Origin of the sequence: Streptomyces sp. KR80 (assembly GCF_052245555.1) — a bacterium.
Classification (GTDB): domain Bacteria; phylum Actinomycetota; class Actinomycetes; order Streptomycetales; family Streptomycetaceae; genus Streptomyces.
This window is the reverse complement of record NZ_JBQQCD010000001.1, coordinates 190,024-216,441: the sequence shown is the minus strand read 5'-3', so window position 1 is coordinate 216,441 and position 26,418 is coordinate 190,024. Positions and strand designations below refer to the sequence as shown.

The following is a 26,418-nucleotide window of genomic DNA, read 5'->3' as shown; positions in this document are numbered from 1 at the left end:
CGATGAGTCGCCGGAGTCGACGCTTCATCGTCGAGGCGGACGGCGGTTCCCGGGGCAACCCCGGACCCGCCGGCTACGGCGCGGTGGTCCTCGATGCGACATCGGGCGAGCCGCTCGCCGAGGCCGCGGAGTACCTCGGCACGGCGACGAACAACGTGGCCGAGTACCGGGGACTGATCGCCGGTCTGCGGGCGGCCCACGCGCTCGACCCCGAGGCGGAGATCCGGGTGCGGATGGACTCCAAGCTCGTCGTCGAGCAGATGACGGGGCGCTGGAAAATCAAGCACCCGGACATGCGCCCGCTGGCCGCCGAGGCCAAGTCGATCTTTCCGCCCGGCCGGATCTCGTACGAGTGGATCCCGCGGGAGAAGAACAAGCACGCGGACCGGCTCGCGAACGAGGCGATGGACGCGGGCAGGGCCGGGCGGCAGTGGGAGGCCTCGCGGTCGACGGCGGCGCTGGAGAGCGTGCCACGACCGCTGGGCGCGCCGGAGGGGGCGGCGGTTCCGGTGGAGGAGGCGGTCCCGGAGGCGGTGCCGGCGCCGCTCGCCGAGCCCAAGGCCGCCCCGGTCGGCTGGGCCGCCACCGCGGACCTGGGCGCGCCCACCACCTTCGTCCTGCTCCGGCACGGCGAGACCCAGGTGACACGCGAGAAGCGGTTCTCCGGCAGCGGCGGCAAGGACCCGGAGCTCTCGCCCGCAGGTCGCCGCCAGGCCGAACAGGTCGCGGCGGTGCTCGCCGCGCGGGGCACGATCCAGGCGATCGTCAGCTCGCCGCTGCGCCGCTGCCACGAGACGGCGGAGATCGCGGCGGCACGGCTCGGGCTGGAGGTCCGTATCGACGAAGGGCTGCGGGAGACGGACTTCGGAGCCTGGGAGGGCCTGACGTTCGCGGAGGTACGGGAGCGCCACCCGGAGGACCTCGACGCCTGGCTGGCTTCGGCGAAGGCCGCGCCGACGGGCGGCGGCGAGAGCTTCGCACAGGTCGCGCGGCGCGTCGCGCTCTCCCGCGACAAGCTGCTGGCGCGCTATGCCGGGCGTACGGTCCTGCTGGTCACCCATGTCACCCCGATCAAGGTCCTGGTCCGCCTGGCCCTGGGCGCGCCCCCGGAGTCGGTGTTCCGCATGGAGCTGTCGGCGGCGTCCCTGTCGGCGGTGGCGTACTACGCGGACGGCAACGCGTCGGTGCGCCTGCTGAACGACACGAACCATCTGCGGTGAGCCTGGCGTGACGCCTCGGCCCATGGCCCGAGGCGTCACGCGCGTTGGAGCGCGGTGCCTCAGCGCGCGGCCGGCGCACGGAGCGCCGCGGCCTCGCGGGCCAGGCGCTCCACCCGCCCCCAGTCCCCGGCCCTGAGGGCGTCCGGCGGCAGCATCCACGTGCCACCGACGCACCCCACGTTCGGCAGGGCCAGATAGGAGGGCGCCGAGTCCGGGCCGATGCCGCCCGTGGGACAGAAGCGGGCCTCGGGGAGCGGCGAGGCCAGGGACTTCAGATACGCCGTGCCGCCGGCGGCCTCCGCGGGGAAGAACTTCATGTCCGTGACCCCGAGTTCCAGCAGGGCGACGACCTCCGAGGTGGTCGAGACCCCCGGCAGGAACGGAATTCCGGAGGCCTTGAGCGCGTCGAGCAGCCGGTCCGTCCAGCCGGGGCTGACGAGGAAGCGGGATCCGGCGGCGAGGGCCGTCCGCACGCTCTCGGGCGAGGTCACGGTGCCCGCGCCCACCAGTGCCTCCGGCACCTCGTCGGCGATGGCGCGGATCGCCGCCGGGGCGGCGGGCGTCCGCAGCGTGACCTCGATCGCGGGCAGGCCGCCCGCCACCAGCGCGCGGGCGAGCGGCACGGCGTGGGCGGCGTCTTCCAGGACCACGACCGGAATGACCGCAGCGAGGTCGAGCACGGAATCCATGCGGTCATCCTGCCGAGCCACGTCGCGCTGCGCAACGCACGTTGCACATATTGCAACCAGCCTGCTGACGTTTTCCGCGTACTCCCGCATGACGTGGTCCTGCACGGACGGCCCGCCGTCGTCGGTGGGGGTGCCGTCCTGCGTCGTCAGTGGAGTTCGGTCACGACGACATCCACCTGCCATGCCCGGCCGCTCTTCGCGGGCTGCTGGGCCTCGACCATGTGGCCGAGCCCACGCAGGACGTCCACCAGCGCCGCCGGGCTCTCCGGCTCCGCACCCGCCGCCAGCAGGTCCCGGACCAGCCGTCCCTTGGTCGCCTTGTTGAAGTGGCTGACGACCGACCGCTTCTCGACGCCGTCCACGACCCGCGAGTGCAGCACGCGGACAGTGGCCGTACGTTCCGCGACCTCGCCCTTGGGCTTCCATGCGGTTGCGTACGCGGCGGAGCGCAGGTCCAGGACGAGTCCGTCCCCGGCGAGCTCGGGCATGACCTCGGCCATCGGCTCCCTCCAGTACGGACCGAGTGCGCCGAGGCCGGGCAACTTCACCCCCATCGAGCAGCGGTACGACGGGATCCGGTCGTCGATCCGTACCGCACCCCAGAGCCCGGAGAAGACCAGCAGCGCTCGCCCGGCCAGCTCGCGCGCAGGCGCGTCGAGGGAGGCGAGGCCGAGGGCGTCGTACAGCACGCCGGTGTAGATCTCGGCGGCCCGGCGGGCGGGTGCGGTCCGCAGCTCTGCGTTCTTGGCCACCTCGCCTCGCAGACCCTCGCTGAGCCCGAGCACCTCGCGTGCCTTCTCCTCGTCGCCCGAGCACAGCGACACCAGCTCGTCGAGGACGGATGCCCGCGCGGCGGAGAGTCCCGGCAACGACAGTTCCCCGGCCTTCAAGGGCGCCCCGGAACCGCCAACGGCCTTCCCTTCGGACGGCGGCAACAGCACGAGCACAGTCGATCTCCTTCACATGAGGATGCGGGGGTGCGGCCCCGGCGCCGCAGCCTAACTGCGACCGGCGCGGGCTCATGTCCCCGGTGTGCGGACCGCGGACGAGCCGCCGCCACAGCCGGACCGGCGGGGCGGGAGGCGACGCCCGAACCTGGAACCGACGCCCGAGCCGCCGCACACCAACCGCGCAGGGACCGGCCGCACAGCAGGTCGCGTACACCCGGCCTGACCGGCAGGTACCATGGTCGGCACGGCAGACGAGCCGAGCGGGCGGCCGCGACGGGGCCTTGGGCCCTGCCGAGGAACGTCCGGGCTCCACAGGGCAGGGTGGTGGGTAACACCCACCCGGGGTGACCCGCGGGACAGTGCCACAGAAAGCAGACCGCCGGGGCCGAAAGGCACCCGGTAAGGGTGAAACGGTGGTGTAAGAGACCACCAGCGTCCGAGGTGACTCGGACGGCTCGGTAAACCCCACCCGGAGCAAGGTCAAGAGGGGTCATCGACCGATGGCCCTGCGCGGACGCTCGAGGGCTGCCCGCCCGAGTCCGCGGGTAGACCGCACGAGGCTGCCGGCAACGGCAGTCCTAGATGGATGGCCGCCTCCCACCGGGCCGCGAGACCCGGCGGAGACAGAACCCGGCGTACAGCTCGACTCGTCTGCCGCCTGTATTTCCGCAGGTCAGAGGCTATTTCTTGCTGTGAACGTTCCGGCCGGGTCGAATCCTGGTCGCATTTGCGTCGACGTGCGGCGGACATCTCGGGCGTGTACTTCAGGGCTATCGGGTGTTCCGCGGAGATTTCCGCAGGTCGGGTGGGGCGTTGAGGTGCGGAGACATCTCGGCGTTGTACTCAGAGTATTGTCCGGCACGGCCCGCAGGTGGCAGGACTGGCCTTCCCCTGAAGGAAGCGGCCGTCCGTTCATCTATGCAAAGTTGCGGTTGGTTGTGAGTTCTGTCGTCCCATGCCCTGGCGGCCTGGATCGAGGCCTCCCCGAACTGGTACCGGAACGTCGGCTAGGAGATGCCAGCCGACGGCGACTGGGCCCTCTTCGCACGTGCATTGAGCGCGGCACTCACGTACGAGTGACCCCAGCCACCCACCGTTTCAGGTGAGTGCCAGAACGAGCGGGGAACACGGTCAATGCAGGCCAGTTTGAGCCCGCGCCTTATACGACAGCGCTGGCGGGCCCGCTCTCTTGCCGACCCGGGCGCGGCGGAGCTCTGGTCCCGGGTGGCTATTACGACCGCACCGCGCTCGCCCCGGCCGCCCCCATCGCGAACGAGGACCGCACCGTTCGCCTCCTGTGCGAGCTGGCCGATCGCCTGGTCGCTCAGGCTGCTTGAGGGGTGTCGAGGAGCTTCTCGAGATGGCGGCCGAGACGGGGCGAGCGGCGGTGAGGTCCGTCGGCGGTGTAGCTCCGCCGCCGACGGACCGAGCGCAAGCGCGACGCGGGGAGGCGCTTTGGCGCTTCCGCCGGGTGGCGGCGAAGGCCCGCCCCGGGGGCGTGTTCAGAACCCGGGGTGGAAACCCGGCAGTGCGACTGGGAGGTCCGCACTTGAGGTGGGCCTTGCGAGTGACTCTACGGATCCGGAGGGCTCGGGAGAAGGCGGATCCCACTTCCTTTGCGCGCTTCTGACGCTCTTCCGCCGACCGTGTCAAAGCCACCGGTGGACCGTGGCGTGGGACGGCAGCGGCGCGGCGCCCCGAGGTCCTGGCCGACAACGGCAAGCAGTTCACCGGCCGCTACGCCAAGCCGCTGCCGGTGGAGGTGATGTCCGAGCGGGTCTGCCGGCCACACGGCATCACCGCCCGGCTGACCAAGCCCGAAAGCTGCCTCGCCCTCGAGGGCGCGTTTCGGGAGGGGTGGCGGGTCAGTCGCTGCCGGGAGTGCGCGGATGTTCCAGGCGGGAGAGCCAGGTTGTGAGCAGCGTTTCGAGTGTCTCGGCCTCGCTGGGCGTCAGTAGATCCAGGAGGTGGCGTTCGTTGTGCATGTGGTCGGTGAATGCTCGGTCGATCAGTTCGCGTCCAGGTCTGGTGAGGGCGACGATCCGGCCACGTTGGTCGTCGTCGGAACGGCGGCGGGTGACGAGTCCGGCTCGCTCCAGGCGGTCGATTCTCTTCGTCATCGCGCCGGTGGTGACCATGGTGTGCGCGGCGAGCTCGCCGGGTGCCCGTTCGTAGGGCTCCCCGGCGCGGCGCAGGGCGCACAGGACGTCGAACTCTCCCTCGCTGAGACCGTAGCGGCCGTAGACGAGGCAGAGTTCCTCGGTGAGCCGGTCGGACAGGCGGTGCAGTCGGCCGATCACTCCTTGCGGGGTGACGTCGACGTCGGGCCGTTCGCGGCGCCAGTCGGCCTGGATGCGCGCTACGCGGTCCAGCGGTTGCCGGTGTTCCATGCACACCATGATAGCTTCCCGGGAAGCTATGTCATCTTCCATGGAAACTAATATGCGTTGGGTGGTTCTGACCGCGGTCGCACCGGTGGCCTGGGGGACGAACTACTTCGTCACGCACGAATTCCTGCCGGCGGACTGTCCGCTGTACGGGGCTGCCCTGCGGGCGCTGCCGGCCGGCCTCGTCCTGTTGGCCTTGTGCAGGCAGCGGCCGCGCGGCGCGTGGTGGTGGCGGTCCGCGGTGCTGGGGCTGCTCAACGTGAGCGTGTTCTTCGTTCTCGTCTATGCCGCCTCCCAGCTGCTTCCGACGAGCGTCGCCTCGACCGTCATGGCGGTGTCTCCGCTGGCGATGATGCTCATTGCCTGGTCCCTGGTGTCCGAGCGGCCCGGAATCGCGCACCTGGCCGGCGCCGCGATCGGGCTCGGCGGGGTCTGTCTCATGCTGCTCACGGGGGTGGGAGGGGCGAGCGTGCCGGGAGTCCTCGTCTCGGCCGCAGCCATGCTGGTGTCGTCCTTCGGCCACATCGTGGCCAAGCGGTGGAGTGCCGGCGCCGATGTGCTCGCCTCGACCGCCTGGCAGCTCGCCGCCGGAGGTCTCTTCCTGCTCCCACTCGCCGCAGCCGTGGAGGGCCCTCCGCCCGCGCTCTCCACGCCGGCGCTCCTGGCGTTCGGCTACGTCGCCCTGGTCGCCACCGCGCTGGCCTTCGCCGCCTGGTTCACCGGGCTGCGGCACCTGCCCGCGGGGACAGTGGGTCTGATCGGACTGCTCAACCCCGTTACGGGCGTACTGCTCGGCACAGCGGTTGCCGGAGAGGTGCTGACGGTCCAGCAACTGTGCGGGCTGGTACTCGTCCTGGCCGGAGTCGTCCTCGGCCGGCCCAAGCGCGCGGGCCGACGCGGCAGCAGTCAGGCACCTCCCCATCCTGAATCTGACGAGTGTCCCGCGCGACAGCCCTCTATGTGCAATCCCCGGTGAGGCTCAGGTATGCGGGGTAGGGCTCCGGCACGGATCCGTACGAGGACGAGTTCGTCGACCAGGACGACGCCGACGACGGACCGGTCCTGGACGCGTGTGACGTGTGCGGGCGGGTGCTCCGGATGGAGCTGCATGGCGGTGACAATCCGCTGCCGGTGACGTCCGTGCGATGGTCGGCGGGTTCGAGGCCGCGCTCGGCGACCAGTGGGCGGCATTCCGGGAGATCCGCATGCCGGAGTACAAGCTCTGGGCCCTTGTTCAGCGCGTACCGGGAGCACTGTCGGATCGACGAGGACGGCAACCCCCTCGACGAGGGCGGCGCACCGCCTTCGGAGCCCTCCTTCACCTGACCGACCGCGGCCAGTGGTGGCGGATCTGCCTCGTCGCCGCGGGGGACGGACGCCTGCTTCCTCGTCGTGACGGGGACTCCGGCGCTTCTTCGCACTGAAGCTGGTGGGCATCACGATGTCTTGGGCCACGGTCGCTAACGCGGCGGTGGCGGCGGCCGCCCTGGAGTGCCTGTGGGGGTGGGTCGGCCACCGCTTGCCCGCGCAGCGTGTGCCGCGGGGACGACCGGCTACTGCACGTCGACGTAGTCGCTCGTGGAGGTGGCGGAGCCGGTGGTCGAGGTGCCGGCGAACCTGTAGCGCCAGTAACCATCGTAGGTGGCGGTCACAGTGGTCTTCAGGTCGCCGTAGCTGTTCGACGTCACCGTCTTGACGTTGCTGTAAGTGCTGGAGCCCGACTTACGGAACTGCAGCGTCACCGACTGGTTCGTGTAGCCCTTGTAGGTGCTCGTCTCCCAGTTGGCCCGGGTCAACTTGCCCGTGACGGTGAGGCTCTTGCCCTTAGCAACCGGCTCGGGAGAGGCGTTGGTGGTGAGCTTGGCGTAACGCTTCACCTTGTGCATCTTGTAGTAGTCGTTCCAGTAGAAGCTGCCATCACCGGCGAGCGCGGCGGCGGTCACGTGCCAGGTGCCGGCCAGCGCGTTGGCGTACAGGCCGTTCATGTCCGGGGCGCCCTGCGGGTCGGCCGTGATCGTCAGCTTGCAGGTCGACGTGGTCGCGCTGCTGGCGGTGCAGGTGGCGGCTTCCTGGTTCGGACCGAGGTAGCCGTCGATGTTGTCGACATCGGAGCCGTGCCACAGGTCGATGTATGCGTCCTGGATGCCCGAGGCGTGGCTGGCGGTCAGCGAGACCGTGAAGGTCTTCAGGTTGGTGGTACCGACGACGACGTCCTTGCCCGCGTTGACGGTGACGTTCGAGACGACCGGCTCCTCGGCCGCCTGTGAGGTGCTGAACGCCGACTTGGCCGCAGTGGCGGGACCGAAACGCTCGCTGGCGTTCGCCTTGTGCAGGCTCTCGACCGGCTGGTAGTTGGCGTGGGCGGCCGGGACCACGAGGGCCCCGAGAACGAGGGCGCCGGAAGCGGCGGCCACGGTGGAACGAATGCGCATGTAGTTCCCCATGAGGAGAAGGGGCATCGCGCTTCTTGACTGTCACGCGATGCCCAGCGATCTAGGAGTCTGCTGACTCCACGGATCAGACTCGGGAGATCCACGCATGGTTGTACGCACGGTAAAGGATCGGTGAACCCTTTTGCCAATGGACGGGTGACACAGCAGGCCGCGCCCAGGAAACGGCACCGGCGGGTCAGTCGAACCAACGGTCCCGTGCCAACTCTGTGCACCTCCTCTAATCCCCGGAAGGGAGGTGCGCGGTGCCTCTCAACGCGGGCTATGCCGTCCTTCAGGTCACCCCGTCCGTCCGGGGTACTTCCGACGAGCTGCTCCGGCAGCTGATCGGCCAGCCGGGGACGCGATTGGGTTGCTGCTGACCCCGTTCTGCGACAGCCTCCTTGCATGATCGAGTTGCGGGTCCTGACAGCGGACGACTGGCCAGGTGGCGCGAGCTGAGGCTGGCCGCGCTTGCTGAGGCGCCGTATGCCTTCGGGTCCAGGCTCGCGGACTGGCAGGGTGATGGCGACCGCGAGGAGCGATGGCGTGCCCGGCTGAGCATCCCCGGCTCATGTAACTTCCTCGCCGTACTCGATGGGAAGCCGACCGGGATGGTCAGCGGCTTCCCAGGCCCGTGTGATGGTGCCGTCGAGCTGATCTCCCTGTGGGTCAGCGAGGAGGCACGGGGACATGGTGTGGGGGATCACCTGGTTCGGGCGGTTGGGCAGTGGGCTTTGCAGGGGCGGGCGGAGGTCTTGCAGCTCGCGGTTGCGCCCGGCAACGATCACGCGACCGCGCTGTACCGGCGCCATGGTTTTGAAGACACGGGACAACTCGGTGACGTGCTGGCTGATGGGTGGAGAGAACACGTCATGGCGAAGAGACCCTCCTCTGGCTGAACTTCACGTCGGCCGGGTTTGGTGACCTTCTTCTGGTGGGGGCCGACGGTAGGGCTGGCCGGTGACGAGGACGGGGCCGACGTCGTGGCGGGGTGCCGAGCGTCGGTTACGTGACGCCAACGTCATTACGCTTGAGAAGACCAAAAATCGTCGTGCAGGACGGAGTTGTTCTGGATGCGCGCCGTGCAGGGGAGGTATCGAGTGCCCCGAGCAGACCCATGACCGACAGATCCACTACCTGGGCCCAAGCGCAGTGCCAAGGTCCATACGTTCCGGAAACCGAACAAGAACGTCGTCAGTCCGACCACCGCCGCACACGCCCGCAAGATGCTGGACGCCGCCGGATACGGCGACGTACGGATCATTACGCGGGACGGCGCACTCAGGGCAAGCGAGTACACCCCTGTCGATCGGATGATCGCCACGGTCGGTGTGTGGGACCTTCCCGCCGCCTGGTGGGACCAGCTCTCCGTCGGTGGCTGTCTCGTGCTTCCGCTGCGCTGGCGGCCTCTGCCGTCAGGTCTTCCACGACGGTGACGGCTGCGCCGCGCCTGTACGTTCTCGTCACGACTAGTCAGCCCTTGTCCTCCAGTGACTGAACAAGCGCCAGCACATCGTCACCCAGCTCTTCCGCAAGATCGTCGAAGCCGGGCCAGTGGCCATCGTCCAGGCGGTCCACGAATTGCCAGAGGGCCGCCGCCTCCTCCGTGCTGATGTCGTAGTCCACGGTATCCATGGCGCCACGCTAGATTCGTGCAGCTCACACTGCGCGTCAGCAGAGCCGTTCGGCTGAGCGTGGCACTGAGTCCATCAAACAGCCCCGGTTGCCCGCTTTCCTCGTGACGGATGGCCGGGGCTCCTTGTTGGTCTGTGCACGCCTCTTGACCAGCAGATGCCCCGGAGGGGATCATGATCAATTAACCCCCACGTGGCTTAGCGAGGGGAGTTGCACATGCCTGGCGACGTCACCGAAGTCACGCCGCTCACGATGCACATCGTCACGTTGCGCGACGGCAGCGAGGCAGCCATTGCCTGCGTAGCTGGCTGCTGCTCAGACGAACAGCTCGTCGATCAGCTCCAGGCGGAACTCCCCGACGACGGGCGGCTGGACCTCTTCGCTGCTCAGCGCCCAGAGCTGCCCTGGACTTGGTACGAGGTCAGAGCAAGACGCTAGGTACGCCCGATAGGGAAAGAAGAAGCCGTCCCCTGATCGGCAGACCCAAGGGGGCGGCTTCGTGTTGCCAGGTCGTCGCGCACGGGCACCATTCATCCCTGTAAGGCATGACTACTGAACGTGGTTATGTGCGCTGCGGGCAGGAGCCGCACGAGTGTCGGCCGTGGCGTCTGTGGTGCAGCCTGGATGTATGGCCGTGGGGGCACCCGTGATCGTGTCCCCCCGGTTGGCGGCCTGCGCCGCGTCACCATCCGCGGTGAGCGAGTGGGCCCCGCGGAGAGCTTGTCCGACCTGGTCGAGTTCATCCGCCGTGCGGGACTGCGGGCGGGCGATTGCTCCATCGACGATCCGGAATTGATCGAGTGGCGCGGCGGTGTTTCCGACTACTGGCCGGAAGCCTGACGATCCCCGGGCCGGGATCCGTGGAGGTGGGAACCATGAGCGGGGAGCACACGCTTGCTGATGCCGTCGTAGAGGAGTTCGCCTCGCGCTTGCGGGGTCGGCTCGTCCGGCCCGGGGATTCGGGCTACGAGTCGGCGCGCGAGCTCTGGAACGGGATGATCGACCGGCGTCCGGCGCTGATGGCTCGGTGTGGAGGCGATGAAGACGTAGTCGCCGCGGTCGACTTCGCCCGTGACAACGGGATGCTGGTTGCCGTGCGCGGGGGCGGACACGGCGTCGCCGGTCACGCGGTCTGTGACGGTGGTCTGGTCATCGATCTGTCGGGGATGAGAGGGGTCGATGTGGACCCGGAGGGGCGGAGGGCGGTTGCGCAGGGTGGCTGCACGTTGGGGGACGTCGATCGGGAGACTCAGCGCCATGGGCTTGCCACTCCGCTGGGCGTGGTGACGGCGACTGGGATAGCCGGCTTGACCTTGTCCGGGGGAATGGGCTGGCTCCGGCGTAAACACGGGTTGAGCTGCGACAATCTCCTGTCCGCACGGGTTGTAACCGCTGACGGGCGCCTCCTGGTCGCCAGCGAGAGCCAGAATCAGGACCTTTTCTGGGCTATCCGCGGCGGTGGCGGCAACTTCGGCGTGGTCACCTCGTTCGAGTACCGCCTGCATCCCATCGGGCCAGAGGTCTTCTTCTGCTTCGTGTTCTACCCCGCAGCCCGAGCCAAGGAGGTGCTGCGGTCCTGCGAGCGCTACCTGTCCCAGAGGCCGGACGACTTCGCCCCGATCGGGATCCTCGGGAAGGTCCCGGAGACGGGGGACTTCCCGCCCGAGGCGCACGGCCAGGGCTATATAGCACTGCTCGCGCCGTACCCGGGTGACCCGGCGGAGGGCGAGCGACTCCTGCGGTCGCTTCGAGAGATCGCCGACCCGATCCGCGACCTCAGCGGCACCATGCCCTACACGGAGGCGCAGGCGATCCTGGATGAGGACTACCCCGACGGCTGGCGCTACTACTGGAAGTCCATGAACGTGCCCGAGCTCAGCGACGAGCTGATCGAGCGGCTCGCCGAGCACGCCGCCACAGCGCCTTCGCCCCAGAACACCATCGACGTCTGGTACCAGGGCGGCGCCATGGCCCGCGTCGGCGAGCAGGAGACCGCCTTCGCCAACCGCAACGCCCCCTACCTGCTCGGGATCGAGGGAAACTGGCAGGAAGCGGCTCACTCTGCCAAGAACCTGGCCTGGGTGCGGGAGGCCTTCACCGACGTGGGGTCGTTCTCCAGCGGCGGCGTCTACCTCAACTTCCCCGGCTTCCTCGAGGAGGGCAAGCAACTGCTGCACGAGGGATACGGCAGGAACTACGAGCGGCTCACGGAGGTCAAAGCGCGATACGACCCCACGAACCTCTTCCGCCTCAATGCAAACGTTCCGCCGAAGCCGAGCAACAGCTAAGACCCCGGTGGCGCAGTCGCGCCACCCTTAACGACCTGCCCTCCCCGAAGACACGCCACTGCGCCGCCTCAGCGGAACCGTGCTCTCACAGGCCCGCGCAACATCAGCCCGGCTACTCCGGCTCACCAAACAGAGGGGCGTAACCGGAGGGCAGTTGGCTCAGGATCTTCTCAAGCTGGTCAGCGTGAATCATTTCGGCGAGAGAGGTCAGCACCGCACTGACATCCCACCCCGCGGTTGCCTTCGATCCCGTCCGCTCACCCACCCGACGGTAGAACTCCTCAACGCCGAAGGACTCCGCCTCTCCCTCCCGGCGGCTCTCGAAGACCTCGGCCAGAACCGCAGGCAGTTCAGCGGCAAGGCCCTGCGCCACGCGAGAGCAGAGCCGGGAGGCAAGCACCTCAAGCACTGCGCTGATCACCAGTTCGGCCTGTACCACGCTGGCGTACCCACCGCGGTCACAAACCCGGGCCAGAAACTGGTCATAGCTCATGCCTCGGCACAACGACGATCAAGTCTCCGGGTTATCGAACAGCTGCTCATCTATGCGCGTCCCTTGACCAGCGAATGGCCCGTCAGCGGATCGTGATCAGCGCCCCCACATCGCACACGCGGGGAGAGCAGCGATGCCGCCTGACGACACCACCGCATCCTGTGACCGGGAGCCGATTCAGAGGTCCGCTCGGCTCCACGCCCGCCCGCTTGCTGTGGACGCACCGACGCCGACCCTCGCCCACGAAGTGCCTTCCCCAGGGGGACGGGAGTGGTGCTTTAGGCCTGTTCGGCGCGGGTGGCCATCGGGCCTTCAGGGGGCCCGAGCAGGCCGACCAGGCGCAGCACTTCCATGGGCATTGGGCTATCTCTCCGCCCACGCCGACCGCCGCTACACCCTCGCACGGTGGACGACCGCCCGGGCAACGTGTGCCCGCCATCGCCATCCCCTTGATCGCGGGCTACGCCTTCATCCGCCTGCCCCGCCCCCTCCACCAGGACTCCGGCCGCATCGGCATCGCCCTCCTGCGCCTCGGGCTGGTCACCCCGTTCCGCTCGGATCCGCGGACGTTGCCGTAGGCGCCTGGCACCCACACGACCGTGCGGACTGGCCCGCGGTCTCGAACGGCCTCTCGTCGCGGCGCTGTCCGTGCGCAAAGGGCGAAGCCCATCGCAGCCCGTAGGTTCGGGCGGCGATGGGCTTCCATCAGGTTGGTTGGGCCCGAGTGATCAGTCTGCGACCGGGGCTGAGTCAGCTGTCCTGAGCGGTGCTGCGACGACGGCGGATCAGGTACATCGCTGCGCCACCGAAGACGACGAGCGCCCCGCCCACGCCGGCGATGACGGGCGTGGCTGAACTGCTGCCGGTCGCAGCGAGGTCCTTGCCGCCGTCGCCGGTCTGGGTCTCGGGCCCATCGCCCGCGGAGTCGCCGCCCTCGGCGCCGTTCGAGCCGGCGGACCCGCCGGACGTCTGGCCGTCGGTCGCGCCACCGTCGGAGCCGCCGCTGCTTGAACCGCCGTTGGTGCCGGAGCCGCCCGGCATCGTGCAGGTGGCCTCGGCGAGCACGATCTCACCGGATGCCTTCACCACGCCCACGGCCGTCGGGTTCACCGTGTACGTCAGCCGCAGCGCGGTGGCGGCCCCCGTGCTGTCCGTCGTGGTCGCATGCTCCAGGACGAGATCGACCGTACCGACGCCGGGCACCTCGACGTGCTGGTTGCCCGGCCGGTCAACCGCGACCGGCTTGCCGAAGACGGCCACGTTGTCCGTCAGTGCGGCCTTCGCGAGGGGCTTGTTGCCCTTCACGCAGGAGGCAGTGGCCTTCAGAACGTCGGCGCTCAGCAGCGGGCTGGCGGGCAGGCCAGGTGCGTAGGCCCGGACGCCGACGAGCTTGACGTCGCCCACCGAACGGTGCGCGTTCGCCTTGGCGCTGGCGCGGGCGACCTCGGCCTTGACCAGCGTCAGAGGCTGCCCCTTGTTCGTACCGCTCACCTCTGCGGTGAGCAGCGTCCGCTCCGCGTCCCCGGGAGCGGTCACGTCGTTGAGAGCCGCCGTGACCGGGACGTTGCCGACCCCGTTGACGGAGACGTCCAGGTTGGCGCGCGCCGCCACCGCGGTCGCCTTGCCGGTGGCACCGGAGCGCTCCGACGGCGTGGCGTAGGCCGGGCCGGCGGTGAGTGCGCCACCGGCCACGAGGGCTGCGGCGCCCAGGAGAACGGCTGGGCGTGCGGGCACGCCGAAGACATGCGTGTACATCTGAGAGACCCCCACCAATGAAACGCGGCCGCCGGCGCCGCTGTGCTCAGGACAGCGCGCCCGCCGACGACTCGACTGGCAGATCATGGCGCCTAGGCAGTCACAGTGCGACATCTACGGCAGTAACTCGTTAGCAACTTTCTAGCCTCGTTTCGGCCCAGAGACCATGATTAGACGGTTCGCCCTATTCATTCGGCATGACGAAGGTCGAGGCATTCACATCTCGCCGCAGCTGTGCCAGGGGGCGCCGCTCCGATCGCGAGATCTTGCGCGGTGGGTGGGGAGCACGAGCCATCCACCCTGAACTCCGCCCACACGACTTTGCCGACCGGCTCGAGCCGCTCCACTCCCCACGCGTCCGGCAGCTCGCCGACAAGCAGCAGTCCGCGCCCCGGTCTCGTCGTCGACTTGAGCCATCGGCGACCGGTAGGCCGTCCCGTGTTGTCGTGGACTTCGATGCGATACCTGCCCTTCATCGCAGTTGGCTGATGAGACGTCACAGTGATCACGATGTGCGCACAAGGTGCTTAGGAATAAAGGGGGTTGACTGCTTCTGGCGGGTTGCAACGCGCGTGAGTCAGTTCCCGACCTCCCGAACTATGGCGCACGTCACATTGTTGTCTTGGGTTCGAGTAGTCCTCTATGTGCTTCTCTGTCCTCGTATTTGATCTTTTCTCTCTGGATACCTTCCGGTTCGCCTGATCACCACGATCAAGAGATACGGAGTCCAGAATGGGCAGACATTGGCTCACTTCGGGTGGGCGTGGGGGGCCACGGTCCTTGGAGGGCCGTCGCCGCAGTGTCGTCTTCACTACGCGTCATGTGCGGCGAATAGCTGTCTCTTTGGTCATGTTGCTGGCCGCTGAGGCAGCGGTGACGGTTGCAACCACTGGGCAGGTGGCGTTGGCGGAGGGCATCGATGAGGAACTGGTGGAAAAGTTCCCCGGCTTGGTGCCGGTGTGCTTCCCGTCGTCCCACTGCGTGACGATAGGGACGTTGCTGTCGGCGTAGCAGTACCACCCGTCGGTGTCGTCGGTCTTGGTGACGGGGACGCTCGTGCCTGCGTTCATGTAATAAGGCTGTTTCTGATCTTTGACCCGCGGCGATTGCTCTGTTGTGTGGGCTGGAGGGAACTCAACGGCAACTGGTGGTCGGGCGTGGCCCGCCTACTTGACTGTCCCTGCGAAGATCGCCGGATCGGCGAGGCCCGGCGCGATCTCTATCTGAAGGTACGTTTCGTTCCTCGGCAGCTCGCATCCCAGTTGGGCGGTGATGGAGCGATCGGGGAGCAGGTGGGTTGTCGGGATTCCTTCTAGCCCTTCGTCGGAGATCTGGTCGCCTTTCATGCCCGGGTCCCCGTAGAGGCATTGGAGTGTCAGAACGTTCAGGTCGATGGTCCTGTCGGCGCCGTTTGTGATCTTGATGGTGAATCTCGCGTAGGGTGTGTTCGCCGGGGACGCGGTGCCACTGGAGACGGCGCGGGTGAAGGAGGACAGCGACACCTGGATATTGTCTTGGAATGTGGCTGTCTCGGTCAGCGACAATGTCTGCTCGCCGGTTTCCTCGGCCTCGGGGCTGGTTTCCGGTTCCGTCTGCCTGGGTGTCTCTTCGGGGCTGGTGACGGTCTCCGTCGCTGGCGGCGGACGTCCGTTGTCATCACCGCACGCCGTAAGCGCGGCGGCGAGGGCGACGGCGGTGACCAGAGCGGTTCTGGCTTGCATGGTGCTCCACTGTGGGTAGTGCTCGATCTCATTGTGTGAGCAGCGGGTGATGCACTCGCCAGCTGTGCTGAGCTACCTGGACGGGAAGCAAATCAAGTACTAAAACGCCGATGGCCCGTCGGTCACTCGGCGGGCCGTCGGCTTACGGAGTCCGGACAGGCGGGGTTGAGCACGTTGGCACCATGCGTGGAGCGAATTGACACCAGAGTGGTGCTGGCGTCCGGCGCTTCACGTGGGAATCTGATCGCGTTGCGGCGACGTACTGGCCGGGAGGGCGGGCCCGAGTGGCGCTGTGGCGCGATAGCTGTAAGCGGCGATGAGAAGCGTCGTGACACCAAGGAGGGCTGCTGGGGCCGCCAGCCACTGCGGGCTGGCCATGTGTATGACTGCGCCACCCAGGAGGCCGCCGAGGGCGACGCCCGCGTACAGGGCGGAGCTGTTGAGCGAGACTATGACGGGTCCTCCGGGTCCGGCCAGGGACAGCAGGCGGTGCTGCTGCGGTACGGGATACATCCACCCGGTCATTCCCAGAAGGAACATCGCTGCGACCGCTGTCGGCAGTGCGCGGGACCATAGGGGCAGCAGAGCGAGGGTCACGGTCATGCCGGCGACCGACATCAGCAGCACCGTGCGGTCGCCCAGGCGCTCGATGGCGGGGCCCACGATGGCGTTGCCGGATACGGCGCCGATGCCCAGGATCAGCAGCAATATGGGCGTGACCAGCTTCGATTCGTGTCCCACGTCTGCCAGGGCCGGGACGATGTAGGTGTAGACGACCTGCTCGGTGGTGACCGCGAGCAGGGACACCACGAGGGTGAGCGCGACGGCAGGGTTTCTCAGCTCGGCTAGTTGACCGCGCAGGGGGCTCCTACCCGCGGGGCCCAGGCGGGGCAGCAGGGCGAGCGCCCCTAGCAGAACGATCGCTGCCATACCAGCGGTGCCGGCGAAGGTGGCTCGCCAGCCGAAGGCCGCACCGGTGAAGGTGCTCAGCGGGATGCCGAGCGCGGTGGCCACGGTGAAACCGGCGATGATGACGGCGAGCGCCCTGGCCCGCCGTTCTTCGGGGGCGAGGGCGAAGGCCACGGCGGAGGCCAGTGGGGTGAAGGAGGCGGCTCCGGCCGCAGCGAGGATACGGCCCGCGAGCAGCAGCATGTAGTGGTCCGCTGCCGCGGAGACGAGGTTGCCGAGGATGAAGGCCGCAAGGGCCCCCACCAGCACGGTACGGCGGCAGGCCGACCGGGTGAGGGAGGCGATGGTGGGGGCGAGGGCGGCGTAGGCGAGGGAGTAGGCGGTCACCAGCTGGCCGGCTGCTCCCACGGACACCTGCAGGTCGGCTGCGATGTCCGGCAGGATGCCAGCGACGACGAAGGCATCGGTGCCGATCGTGAAGGTGCCGATCGCGAGGAGCCACAGAGCTGAGGGCACGCCGGACTCTCATCCTTTCCTCGGGACTACGTCTTCTCTGTTCGGCTGGTGCCTGCCACTGGTGAAGGTGCCAGAGGGGCCGTGATGAAGGGACGATCCGGCTTAGCCGGCACGGGTGTTGCTGCGGGCGGTGATGTGCTTGGGCGCTTCGATCCCGTCTGGGAGAAGGGGGTCGGCTTCCGGTTCACCCCACGTGGTGACCAGGGGGAGTACGCCCGCCCAGATCCCAAGTGCGGCGTCGGGTCCATCGCCATCGTCGGGACCGCCGGTGCGTATCTTGACCGACGCCTCCTCAAGCGACAGAGCGAGCAGGGCGGTCGCCGCCAGTTCCTTGCGGCTCGGTTGCCGCGCGTAGTCCCACTGTCCGGGTGTCGCGTGCTCGGTCAGACAGCGCAACCCGGCCATTTTCTCCTCCTGATCCGTGATCAGGCGGGGGACTCCGTAGATCGTCGCGCTGCGGTAATTGACGCCGTGTTCGAAGACCGATCGTGCGAGGACCAGGCCGTCCACGTGCGTGACGGTGACGCACACTGTTGCCTCAGGCGAGGCGATCAGGCTGCGGCTGGCGACGGAGCCGTGGAAGTAGAGGTTCTGTCCGTCGCTTCCGTAGACGGTCGGTACGACCATCGGGTGTCCGTCGATGACCACCCCGAAGTGGCAGATGAAGCCCGCCTCCAGGATCGCGTTGAGTTCCGATCGATCCAGGCTTCCCTGTTCCCGCAGTCGGCGGTGACGGGTGCGTTCTGTCTCCGGCAGCGTGGAGGGGAGTTGGCTGTTGTTCACGTCAGCTCTTTCACAAGTGCAGTGGTCATTAAAGGACTTCACAACGTGGCGGACCCGTCGGAGGGGATGTGGCTGGTGCGTCCGAAGACAGCCACCACCCAGGCGGCCCCCAGCATGACGAACCGGTCCCGCCGAGGACGCGTGTCGGCGGCCTCCGACGGGGATGGGTCGGCGCGGCAACACGGTGTGCCCGACCTGCCTGCAGCGCACCGCTCGGGCGTGCCGCGGAGGCGCAGACAGGCAGGGGCGTCCAGACCTCGGCCAGGCATGGCATGCCTGACCCACAGGTCGGGGCCAGATGCGGCCTTACGCTACCGATATCGACTGTCTGAACGCCATAGGTCAACGAAATCAGTTCTGAATCAGCTTGATCGCTGCGGATAATCTTGCCGATGCTTCAGTCGTGTGCCAGGCTCGTGATCACCGGCGGACGGGGGCGGTGGCTCACCTATGGGTGTTCTGCTGCCATCGCGATCGTCGTCAGGTTCCCCTTGCTGACCGTGGGGGTGTGTCTGACGCACGTGCTCGGCCATCCATCAGCGTTCCGTGTCATTCCCGGCAGGGGACCTGGTCCGCCGGCCATCCACACGGGCAGTCATGTGCATCTCTCCCTGCCCGCATCTCTGAGGCGCTGCCGTTGGAACATGCCGACCCGCGATGGCGCGCACCGCTCAAGCGGGGCCGGTGGTGGAACGGAAAGGACGTTATGAAGGAACCGTGGTCTCCCCAGGAGGAACCGCTTGACCTGTTGGGCATTGGCATCGGGCCGTTCAATTTGTCCGTTGCGGCGTTGGCCGATCAGGTGCCGGGGCTGAGGACGGCCTTCCTCGAGCAGAAGCCGCGCTTCGACTGGCACCCGGGAATGCTGATCGAGGGGGCAACGCTTCAGGTGCCCTTCTTGGCCGACCTCGTCAGTCTGGTCGAACCCTCCAGTCCTTGGTCCTTCTTGAGCTACCTGAAGTCCCGTAAGCGGCTCTTCCCCTTCTTCTTCTCCGAGCGGCCGTACATCTACCGCGCCGAGTACGACGCGTACTGCCGCTGGGTTGCAGACGAACTGCCCCACTGCCACTTCGGTTACCAGGTCAACGCCATCGCTTGGGATGACGCACAGCAGGTCTTCACCGTCGACTACGTCTTCGAGGACCCGGACGGCGAGGACGTGAACGCCGGAAGCTGCCAGGCCCGCAACCTCGTCCTGGGCATCGGCACCGCACCCGCCATCTCGGCCGCCGTCCGCCACCTGTACCAGGAAGCCTCGGAGCTGGTGCTGCACTCGGCGGACTACCTCTCCCACCGGGAGGAGCTGCTGTCGAAACAGCACATCACCGTGGTCGGCTCAGGCCAGTCGGGGGCTGAGGTCTTCCTGGACCTGCTCAAGTCCCGGCCGACGGGTCGTGAAGGGCTGCACTGGATCGCACGGACTCCCGCCTTCACGCCGATGGAGTACTCCAAGCTGGGGCTTGAACAGTTCACACCCGAATACGTCTCCTTCTTCCACCAGCTTCCCGAGTCGGCCCGCGACCGGTTGTCGGCTGAGCAGTGGCGGCTGTACAAGGGCATCAGCACGCAGACCATCGGAGAGATCCACGACGAGCTCTACCGCCGCAGCGTGGACGCCGATTGGCCGGATGCGACCCTGCTGCCCGCTACGCAAGTGGTCGCCGCGCAGCGCAGGCAAGGCCGGATTGAGCTGGAGATTGAGCACACGCAGCAGGGCGGCTGCGCGCGGGTAATCACCGACGCCCTCGTGCTAGCCACCGGGTACAGGGAACGGCCCACGTCAGGACTCTTGGAAGACCTCGCGCCGCGCCTCGTACGTGATTCATCGGGCCGGGCTCTGGTGGACCGCGCCTACCGGCTGGTCTGTGAGCCCCGGATGCCCGGGTCGGTGTTCGTTCAGAACGCGGAGCGCCATACCCACGGCGCCAGTGCCCCGGACCTGGGCATGGGGGCATACCGGGCCGCCACGATCGTCAACGCTGTGACGGGACGGGAGACCTTCCGGCTTCCCGCCCGCTCCGCTTTTACAACTTTCGGCCTCGCCCAGACAGCGACCGACGCAAGTGATGACCGCGTCGCCTCCATGGCCCTCACCGGCGAACAGCCCTAGACCAGGCGGCCCCTCCAGCCCATCACCCGATACAGAACGCTTACGAGGCATTCCATGCTGATCAGAGACATGGGGGAGCAGCAGCTGATCGATGCCTATGGCATCCGATTCCAGCAGCTGTACCCGAACAGCGGTGAAGAACTCGCCCCTTGGGGGGTTGGCCGTGCCGTTGTCGAGCCCCACGGCACCACCGATCCGCACCACCACGACGAACACGAGATGTTCGTCTTCCTCTCCGGCACCGGCGTGATGACGATCAACGACGAGGAGCGCGTCATCTGTCCCCAGACGGCGGTGCTGATCCCGGCGGGAAGCCGGCACCACGTCCGCAACAGCAGCGACACCAACCGACTCGTCTTCCTGTCCATCTACTGGCCGACCGGCCACGGCCCCATAGACCTGTGAACCGAAAGAAGCACACGATGCGTTCCTTTGCCCTGGTGACCGCCGCACCGCCCACCCCTAACGGGGACCTGCACCTGGGACACCTCGCTGGCCCCTATTCCGGTGCCGACATCTACATCCGGGCCCGCCGACTGCTCGGGGACGAGGGACTGTTCCTGACGGGCTCTGATGTGCACCAGAGTTATGTGCCGACCAAGGCACGCAAGGCGGGTGTCGAGCCGCTGGTCATGGCGCAGGACTTCGCCGACGAGATCGCCCGCATCTTCGCCTCGGCAGGCTTCGCCACCGACTCCTACGTACGCCCGCAGCACTCGGACCTGCACCGCCGCATCGTTCAGGACTTCTTCATAACGCTGCACGAGCAGGGCAAGCTGGAGGCCCGCTCCGCCGCTGGCCTGTACTGCCCCACATGTGACCGCTACCTCTTCGAGGCCCACGTGACGGGCACATGCCCGGCCTGCGGAGCCACCAGCGACGGCAACTCCTGCGAGAACTGCGCACTGCCCAACCTATGCACAGACCTTGTCGACGCGGCGTGCAACGGCTGCGGAAAACCGCCACAGCAACGCGAATACCAGCAGCTGTACTTCCCCCTCAGCACCTACACCGAGCGACTGCGCACGTTTCATTCGACCGCGGTCCTCAGCCCGCAACTCGAAGTCCTGTGCGCGAGGATGATCGCCGACGGCCTTCCAGACGTCCCCGTAAGCCACCCCACCGACTGGGGCATCGAGATGCCGGTGCCCGGATTCGAGGACCAGCGCATCTACGTGTGGGCGGAGATGGTCCCCGGATACTTCGCCGAACTCGCCGAGGCGCTCCAGGCCAGGGGCCGCGACCCGCAGGACTGGCGCAAGGTCTGGGACGACCCCGCCACCGACATCACCCAGTTCTTCGGATTCGACAACGGATACTTCCACGCCGTGCTCTTCCCCGCGCTGCTCATGGCCTACGACCCGTCCGTGCGACTGCCCTCCGCCCTGCTCACGAACGAGTTCTACCAGCTGGAGGATTCGAAATTCTCCACCAGCCGACGCCACGCCATCTGGGCCAACGACCTGCTCGCCGCCGTCCCCCCGGACACCGCCCGCTACGTCCTCGCCCACGACCGACCGGAGACCTGGCGCACCTCCTTCACCTGGGACCGCTTCCACGAACTGGTCGACGGCGAGCTCGCCGGCACCTGGCAGCACTGGCTGACCGACCTGTTCCAGCGACTCGACAAACACGCCGACGGGATCATCCCCGAACTCCCCACCACCCCCACCAGGTCGCACCAACACTTCCTGCATCTCGTCGAACGGATCGCGGCGCAATGCCTGGACGCCTACACCGCTGACGGCTTCTCCCCCCGCCGTGCCACACGCATGCTCAGCGAACTGGCCCGCACCGCGTACGACTTCGCCATGGGCCAGGCACGCTCCCTCGACACTGAACCCCACACAGCAGCCGCCGCGCTCGCCGCCGAGGCAGCCGCCGCAGGCGCGCTCGCCCAACTCGCTTACCCGATCATGCCCGAGTTCGCCAGCCACCTCTGGACGGCACTGGGATGTTCCGGAAACCCCCGCTGGGACGGATTCCGTCCGCTCCCGGCCGGACAGCGCGTCGACACTCAGGCCCGCTTCTTCGCCCCGCTCCCCGATGGCCTGGAGCAGGCCGTCATGGGGGCATCGTCCACGCCCACCGGCCAACCGGCACCGTAAGGGAAAGAGGGTGAGCACTCGCATGACCGGGACCGCCGTTGTCGTGGGCGCCGGAGTGTTCAGTCATCCGTTGGCCGATCCGCGACTCCTGTCCATCGGTCCTCACCGCCGTGACCGCGGCCAGACCGAACTCCCGACCTGGAAAGAGGAACACAACCACTCCCACAAGCAGGTCCGCGCCCGAGTCGAGCACACCTTCGCCGACATGAAGGGCTGGAAGATCCTGCGCGACTGCCGCCTCAAAGGCGACGGCGTGCACCACGCCATGCGCGGCATCACCCGCCTCCACAATCTCGTCCTCGCCGGATAGGCGAACGGATCGCACAGCGCCCACCCCTATCCACATCGACCCCAAAGATCATTTACGGGACAGCCCTTAGTGAGCAGGCGCTCGTACGTGCGCAGCGGGACTTCGATTTTTTTCCAGTTCCGCTCTGCTGAGAACTGGTGAGAGCTGTTTCCGCATGTCAGCCGCCCTCTGGCGGAGTCGGTACAGGTCAAAAGCTTTCATCAACAGAACGCGGCGTACAGCTCGACTCGTCTGCCACTGGGGCTCTGACCAGGGAATACTCCCTTGTCAGAGCCCTTGGCGTGCCGCCGCACTTCCCTCCTCATCCTGGGATTTCCCGGGAGTTCCCGCGCGAGTGTGCACCCTTTGTGCACGCGATCCGCCCGCACGTGGCCACCCCTCTGGGCGGGGGCCCATCCACACGCCCGGCCATACCCCTAGCCTCCGTGGGCTCTTCAACGCTCTGCGCCGCGTGAGCCGACAGCCGCACGCTCGGCTGCGCAGTGAACTTCGCCGGCGTGATCATGGTCGCCGCGAGCCATGTCGCCGCGGCCGTGGTTACCGGTCGGCCTCGACCACATCTGTGAAGCGCCCGAAGAAGAAGGGATGCCACACATGAAGAACAACAAGTGCTGGCGCTCCGCGGTGCACATCAGCCTCTGCAGCACCACCGTCTCCAGCCGGCGTCCGCCCAGCGCCCTCGGCGGCTTGCTGTTCCTGCTTCGCCAAGCCGCCTCCACCGACAAGGAACAGATCTGCCGGCAGTTCGTCCTGCAACAGACCAGTGGCCACAAGGCGCAAACGGTGCCGGCCGAGCCCCGGTTAGCACTATCCATATGTGCGACGGACGTATCCCTGGGGGACTTGGCTACTACGCGCATGCCATGGCTCAGCGGACGAGGCTGGTGGTGGGGTAAGTGGTCGTCGAGCCAACGGGGACACCGCCTACCCTGCAGCCCGGACGCGAAGTATCGCAGCGTAGAAGCATCGACATGGATGTGGTGGTCCGGCGCGGTTGTGCTCTGGTGGTCTCGGCGGTGGCCGCGTATGCCTCGTACCGTCACCAGCGCGACTTCGCCTTGCACGGTGGAGCCGACCCGATGAGCGCTGCTTTGTGGCCGTTGTCGGTAGACGGGTTGCTGTTACTGGCAACAGTCGGACTGCTGAAGCCGTCCCATCGTTCCAGCCGACGTGCGCGGTATGCGGTCTGGTCGGCCTTCCTGCTCGGTATCGCGGTGTCCCTTGCCGCCAACATCGCCGCAGCCCCTTCGCCAGCATGGAAGCCGATAGTGGTCGCCGGCTGGCCGCCCATTGCACTGCTGCTCTCCGTCGAACTCCTGTCTCACCGCCCGGATAGCGAAGTGGCAGATGACAGGAGCCACACCGACGAGGCGGGGGTCGGCGGGGACCGCGTCCCACCTGGCACGGATGCCTGCGCTGATCAGGGACAGGATCCCCTCCTTCTCCGTGCACACCAGGAAGACGCCCGGCACCGAGAGAAGCACCAGCGGCCCATCTCCGCCGAGACGCTGCGCAAGGAGCTACGGATCGGTGCCGCCAGGTCGAGGTATCTCGTTGCATTGGTGCGCGCCAGCAGTAGAGATCACTCGGCGAAGCCGCACGAGCAGCGAGATGGGGGAACGGCGGATGAGTAGGAAGCTCACTGCGGAGAGGAGCCCCTCGGCCGAAGCTTGCCGGGTGTTGTCGGGCGGGGCACCCTCATGAGGTTGCCGCGGGTTGGCACCTGGGGGAATGTGCTACGGGCGACAGTGGGCTCCGTCTCGCTGAGCAAGGTGAGAGCTTGGTCGTGTGGCACTCGATCACGCTTGCCGAAGACACGCACGAGCTGATCGCGGAACGAGATCGCGGATGCTGATGATGCTGCGCAGGTTCGAATCCTCGGCGGGACACCACACAGAAGGTGGAAGGTCTGACCTGCGCTTTCTCACCGGGCGACTGGTTATCGAGAGCCGATTCAAGCTCCCCGCGCTGAGGGCGGTTTGATGGCTACTCCGACTGGAAGATCCTCTTCGACGGCAGCGGGCTGAACGCCTTCGGCGAGGTCGTGGTCGACGACACCCGCTTCGCCCAGGACGGGGTCCTGTCGTTCATGTACCAGCAGAAGTCCAGCGGCACGACGCCCTCGCCGATCGGCGTCGTCGACTTCGCTCTGCCCAAGTGAGGAACCCCGTGACCACCGCACGCACCCCCGTCGTCACCAGCAAGCCCAAGATCGGGCTCGTCGCAGGCGGACTCGGGGCGTACTGGCCCCAGTTTCCTGATCTCCTCCCGCAGTTGCGGCGCTCGGCCGACTGCGTCACCGCCGTATGCGTGACTCCGATGCCGAGGTCATCGACGTCGGATTCATCTCCGACGCGCAGGAGGGCGCGGTGGCCGCCGAGAAGCTGCGGGCCGCCGACTGCGACCTGATCGTCGGCTTCTTCACCACCTACATGACCGCCACCATGCTGGTGCCATCGCCCAGCGCAGCAATACCACCTCGCGTGTCGACTTCGGGTGCGATCTGGGAGAGTGGACCGATGCCTGGGAGTGCGAGCGGAGTCGGCCACCACTGGGCCCTCGCGACCGGCCGGCTGCTCCCGGACCTGCGCTGCCTCGCCGACCTGACCGGTCTCGAGCTGGTGGACGTCGCGGTGTGATGGGCCAGGCGGTGGGCATCGAGGACGGGGCCGGGTCGCGGGAGTCTCTGTCGGTACGGTCTCCAACGTGATCAACCGCCCGCAGGGGGTCTCCGAGGGTACCCGGGCCCGGGTCGTGGACCCAGGAGGCCGGAGGGAGCACCGGCACGCACGGGACAGGAGTACGTAGCATGTCGTTCGTGGCGCGCATGGCGGGGATCAAGGACGTCGCTCGGCAGGCCGGAGTGTCGGTCGGGACGGTCTCCAACGTGATCAATCGGCCGGGCATGGTCGCCAAGGAGACCCGGGAGCGGGTCCAGGCGGCCATCGCTGCGCTGGGCTACGTCCGCAGTGAATCCGCCCGGCAGCTGCGCGCCGGCCGGAGCCGGATCATCGCTCTGTTGGTGCTCGACATGACCAATCCGTTCTTCGTGGACGTGGCGTCGGGCGCGGAGCGGGCGGCGCGCGCCGCCGGTCTCGGGGTGATGCTGTGCAACAGCGCGCAGAGCCCGGCCGAGGAGGCGGAGTACCTCTCCCTCTTCGCGGAGCAGCGGGTGCGCGGGGTACTGATCACGCCGGCCGACATGACCGGCCGCAACCTCGCGGAGTTCCGGCCCCGCGGGATCCCCCTCGTCTTCGTCGACCGGGTCCAGGGCATCGCCGAGGGCTGCTCGGTCTCCCTCGACGACGTCGCGGGCGGCGAACTCGCGGCCCGGCACCTCATGGAGCAGGGACACCGAGGCCTGGTCTACATCAGCGGCCCGATGTTCCTCACTCAGTGCCAGGACCGACGCACCGGCGCCTGGCAGGCGCTGCGCGAGGGTGGGCTCCCGGAATCGGCGCTTCGGCACATCGAGGCGGAGCGCATGGATGTGGCTGCGGGGAGGGACGCCGGGGCCAGGCTGCTGGGCATGTCTCCGCGGCCGACCGCGGTCTTCTGCGCGAACGACCTACTCGCCCTGGGCGTGCTCCAGGCGCTCTACAGCGCCGGGCTGACGGTCCCCGAAGACATCGCCCTGGTGGGGTACGACGACATCGAGTTCGCGTCGGCCGCCGCGGTGCCCCTCACGTCGGTACGGCAGCCGGCACACCGCATGGGACGCATGGCGGCGGACCTGTTGATCGAGGAGACCGGCGACCAGGCAGAACAGCATGAGCACCGGCAGATCGTGCTCGAGCCCGAGCTCGTCGTCCGAGGCTCGACGCTGTCCCGCCCGCGCGGCTGAGCCCGCTGCGCGGGCCGGCACGATCTGTCCGCGGGAGCGGTCGCCGGGCGCTGCCACAGCCCGGCAGCGCGCTCTCGTCGCAGAAGCGGGGCGCGCGCCCCACGCCAGTCAGCAGCGCGTCGACTCCGCGCCCGGCACGGAGGGCGGCTTGCATTTCCCGATCCCGGCAGCGGGCCCGCGCCGCCCACCGGCGGCAGTTACCGCCGATGGGGGCTGGGGTCGAGCGCGCGTGGCGGCGGCGGTTCGACCGCCGTCGGCCGTGGCTAGC

At 67.9% G+C, this 26,418-nt stretch carries 22 protein-coding genes, 1 other RNA gene and 6 pseudogenes; 18 read left to right on the top strand and 11 right to left on the bottom strand.

What is annotated here, in order from left to right; translation table 11 throughout:
• Positions 1–2: 2 nt before the first annotated feature.
• Complete coding sequence (locus ACTWQI_RS01000) at positions 3–1,220, top strand: bifunctional RNase H/acid phosphatase (RefSeq protein WP_443266456.1); 1,218 nt, start codon at positions 3–5, stop codon at positions 1,218–1,220.
• Between the two features lie 59 nt (positions 1,221–1,279).
• Here the strand turns inward: ACTWQI_RS01000 and eda are convergent, their stop codons facing one another.
• Both eda and yaaA read right to left on the bottom strand, forming a co-directional pair.
• On the bottom strand, positions 1,280–1,909 hold the full coding sequence (eda, locus tag ACTWQI_RS00995; RefSeq protein WP_443266455.1) for a bifunctional 4-hydroxy-2-oxoglutarate aldolase/2-dehydro-3-deoxy-phosphogluconate aldolase: 630 nt from the start codon (positions 1,907–1,909) through the stop codon (positions 1,280–1,282).
• Positions 1,910–2,055: 146 nt separating this feature from the next.
• Positions 2,056–2,856 carry a peroxide stress protein YaaA gene (yaaA, locus tag ACTWQI_RS00990; protein WP_443266453.1) on the bottom strand — a complete coding sequence of 267 codons (801 nt, stop codon included), beginning with the start codon at positions 2,854–2,856 and terminating at the stop codon, positions 2,056–2,058.
• Positions 2,857–3,111: 255 nt separating this feature from the next.
• Here yaaA and rnpB point away from each other — a divergent pair.
• Both rnpB and ACTWQI_RS00980 read left to right on the top strand, forming a co-directional pair.
• Positions 3,112–3,513, top strand: an RNA gene (gene rnpB, locus ACTWQI_RS00985) — RNase P RNA component class A.
• A 1,045-nt stretch (positions 3,514–4,558) separates the two neighbouring features.
• Positions 4,559–4,684 (top strand): annotated as a pseudogene (locus tag ACTWQI_RS00980) (IS481 family transposase); the annotation flags it as partial.
• A gap of 40 nt (positions 4,685–4,724) precedes the next feature.
• Here ACTWQI_RS00980 and ACTWQI_RS00975 read toward each other — a convergent pair.
• Positions 4,725–5,249, bottom strand: coding sequence for a MarR family winged helix-turn-helix transcriptional regulator (locus tag ACTWQI_RS00975; RefSeq protein ID WP_443266452.1), 525 nt, complete (start codon positions 5,247–5,249; stop codon positions 4,725–4,727).
• A gap of 52 nt (positions 5,250–5,301) precedes the next feature.
• On the opposite strand from ACTWQI_RS00975, the gene ACTWQI_RS00970 reads away from it, so the two are divergent.
• Positions 5,302–6,222, top strand: coding sequence for an EamA family transporter (locus ACTWQI_RS00970; RefSeq protein ID WP_443266450.1), 921 nt, complete (start codon positions 5,302–5,304; stop codon positions 6,220–6,222).
• Between the two features lie 577 nt (positions 6,223–6,799).
• Here the strand turns inward: ACTWQI_RS00970 and ACTWQI_RS00965 are convergent.
• Complete coding sequence (locus tag ACTWQI_RS00965; RefSeq protein WP_443266449.1) at positions 6,800–7,678, bottom strand: DUF5707 domain-containing protein; 879 nt, start codon at positions 7,676–7,678, stop codon at positions 6,800–6,802.
• A gap of 405 nt (positions 7,679–8,083) precedes the next feature.
• Here ACTWQI_RS00965 and ACTWQI_RS00960 point away from each other — a divergent pair.
• Positions 8,084–8,577 (top strand): annotated as a pseudogene (locus tag ACTWQI_RS00960) (GNAT family N-acetyltransferase).
• Between the two features lie 321 nt (positions 8,578–8,898).
• Positions 8,899–9,114 (top strand): annotated as a pseudogene (locus ACTWQI_RS00955) (methyltransferase, FxLD system); the annotation flags it as partial.
• A gap of 37 nt (positions 9,115–9,151) precedes the next feature.
• Here ACTWQI_RS00955 and ACTWQI_RS00950 read toward each other — a convergent pair.
• Complete coding sequence (locus ACTWQI_RS00950; protein ID WP_443266448.1) at positions 9,152–9,313, bottom strand: hypothetical protein; 162 nt, start codon at positions 9,311–9,313, stop codon at positions 9,152–9,154.
• A 216-nt stretch (positions 9,314–9,529) separates the two neighbouring features.
• On the opposite strand from ACTWQI_RS00950, the gene ACTWQI_RS00945 reads away from it, so the two are divergent.
• Positions 9,530–9,751, top strand: a complete 222-nt coding sequence (locus tag ACTWQI_RS00945) for a hypothetical protein (protein WP_443266447.1) — start codon at positions 9,530–9,532, stop codon at positions 9,749–9,751.
• A 437-nt stretch (positions 9,752–10,188) separates the two neighbouring features.
• Entirely contained in the window at positions 10,189–11,601 is a 1,413-nt protein-coding gene (locus ACTWQI_RS00940) for an FAD-binding oxidoreductase (RefSeq protein ID WP_443266445.1), read from the top strand.
• A gap of 112 nt (positions 11,602–11,713) precedes the next feature.
• Here ACTWQI_RS00940 and ACTWQI_RS00935 read toward each other — a convergent pair whose 3' ends face one another.
• Positions 11,714–12,094 carry a DUF2267 domain-containing protein gene (locus tag ACTWQI_RS00935; protein ID WP_443266443.1) on the bottom strand — a complete coding sequence of 127 codons (381 nt, stop codon included), beginning with the start codon at positions 12,092–12,094 and terminating at the stop codon, positions 11,714–11,716.
• A gap of 428 nt (positions 12,095–12,522) precedes the next feature.
• On the opposite strand from ACTWQI_RS00935, the gene ACTWQI_RS00930 reads away from it, so the two are divergent.
• Positions 12,523–12,672 carry a hypothetical protein gene (locus ACTWQI_RS00930; protein ID WP_443266441.1) on the top strand — a complete coding sequence of 50 codons (150 nt, stop codon included), beginning with the start codon at positions 12,523–12,525 and terminating at the stop codon, positions 12,670–12,672.
• A 172-nt stretch (positions 12,673–12,844) separates the two neighbouring features.
• Here ACTWQI_RS00930 and ACTWQI_RS00925 read toward each other — a convergent pair whose 3' ends face one another.
• The 5 genes from ACTWQI_RS00925 to ACTWQI_RS00905 all read right to left on the bottom strand — a co-directional run bounded on the left by ACTWQI_RS00925 (position 12,845) and on the right by ACTWQI_RS00905 (position 17,778).
• On the bottom strand, positions 12,845–13,849 hold the full coding sequence (locus ACTWQI_RS00925) for an SCO1860 family LAETG-anchored protein (RefSeq protein ID WP_443266439.1): 1,005 nt from the start codon (positions 13,847–13,849) through the stop codon (positions 12,845–12,847).
• An 818-nt stretch (positions 13,850–14,667) separates the two neighbouring features.
• Positions 14,668–14,919: a hypothetical protein gene (locus ACTWQI_RS00920; protein ID WP_443266437.1), complete on the bottom strand. Its 252-nt coding sequence runs from the start codon at positions 14,917–14,919 to the stop codon at positions 14,668–14,670.
• A gap of 96 nt (positions 14,920–15,015) precedes the next feature.
• Complete coding sequence (locus tag ACTWQI_RS00915) at positions 15,016–15,570, bottom strand: hypothetical protein (protein WP_443266436.1); 555 nt, start codon at positions 15,568–15,570, stop codon at positions 15,016–15,018.
• Positions 15,571–15,798: 228 nt separating this feature from the next.
• On the bottom strand, positions 15,799–16,995 hold the full coding sequence (locus ACTWQI_RS00910; protein ID WP_443266435.1) for an MFS transporter: 1,197 nt from the start codon (positions 16,993–16,995) through the stop codon (positions 15,799–15,801).
• Between the two features lie 102 nt (positions 16,996–17,097).
• Positions 17,098–17,778, bottom strand: coding sequence for a pyridoxamine 5'-phosphate oxidase family protein (locus tag ACTWQI_RS00905; RefSeq protein ID WP_443266433.1), 681 nt, complete (start codon positions 17,776–17,778; stop codon positions 17,098–17,100).
• Positions 17,779–18,484: 706 nt separating this feature from the next.
• Between ACTWQI_RS00905 and ACTWQI_RS00900 the strand changes: the two genes are divergently transcribed.
• From ACTWQI_RS00900 to ACTWQI_RS00860, 9 genes and pseudogenes are all read left to right on the top strand, one after another.
• Positions 18,485–19,888, top strand: a complete 1,404-nt coding sequence (locus ACTWQI_RS00900) for a lysine N(6)-hydroxylase/L-ornithine N(5)-oxygenase family protein (protein ID WP_443266430.1) — start codon at positions 18,485–18,487, stop codon at positions 19,886–19,888.
• Between the two features lie 54 nt (positions 19,889–19,942).
• Positions 19,943–20,293: a cupin domain-containing protein gene (locus tag ACTWQI_RS00895; protein ID WP_443266428.1), complete on the top strand. Its 351-nt coding sequence runs from the start codon at positions 19,943–19,945 to the stop codon at positions 20,291–20,293.
• 17 nt (positions 20,294–20,310) lie between these two features.
• A complete protein-coding gene (locus tag ACTWQI_RS00890) occupies positions 20,311–21,996 on the top strand; it encodes a methionine--tRNA ligase (RefSeq protein WP_443266426.1) in 1,686 nt (561 codons plus the stop codon).
• A gap of 100 nt (positions 21,997–22,096) precedes the next feature.
• Positions 22,097–22,306: pseudogene (locus tag ACTWQI_RS00885) on the top strand (transposase); the annotation flags it as partial.
• A 971-nt stretch (positions 22,307–23,277) separates the two neighbouring features.
• The gene (locus tag ACTWQI_RS00880; RefSeq protein WP_443266425.1) at positions 23,278–23,940 is read left to right on the top strand and encodes a DUF2637 domain-containing protein; all 663 of its coding nucleotides are present in this window, start codon (positions 23,278–23,280) and stop codon (positions 23,938–23,940) included.
• Between the two features lie 350 nt (positions 23,941–24,290).
• Positions 24,291–24,467, top strand: a pseudogene (locus ACTWQI_RS00875) (Tat pathway signal sequence domain protein); the annotation flags it as partial.
• Positions 24,468–24,475: 8 nt separating this feature from the next.
• Positions 24,476–24,762: pseudogene (locus ACTWQI_RS00870) on the top strand (arabinose isomerase); the annotation flags it as partial.
• Between the two features lie 250 nt (positions 24,763–25,012).
• On the top strand, positions 25,013–25,114 hold the full coding sequence (locus ACTWQI_RS00865; protein WP_443266423.1) for a hypothetical protein: 102 nt from the start codon (positions 25,013–25,015) through the stop codon (positions 25,112–25,114).
• Positions 25,115–25,133: 19 nt separating this feature from the next.
• Entirely contained in the window at positions 25,134–26,150 is a 1,017-nt protein-coding gene (locus ACTWQI_RS00860; protein WP_443267135.1) for a LacI family DNA-binding transcriptional regulator, read from the top strand.
• Positions 26,151–26,418 lie beyond the last annotated feature (268 nt).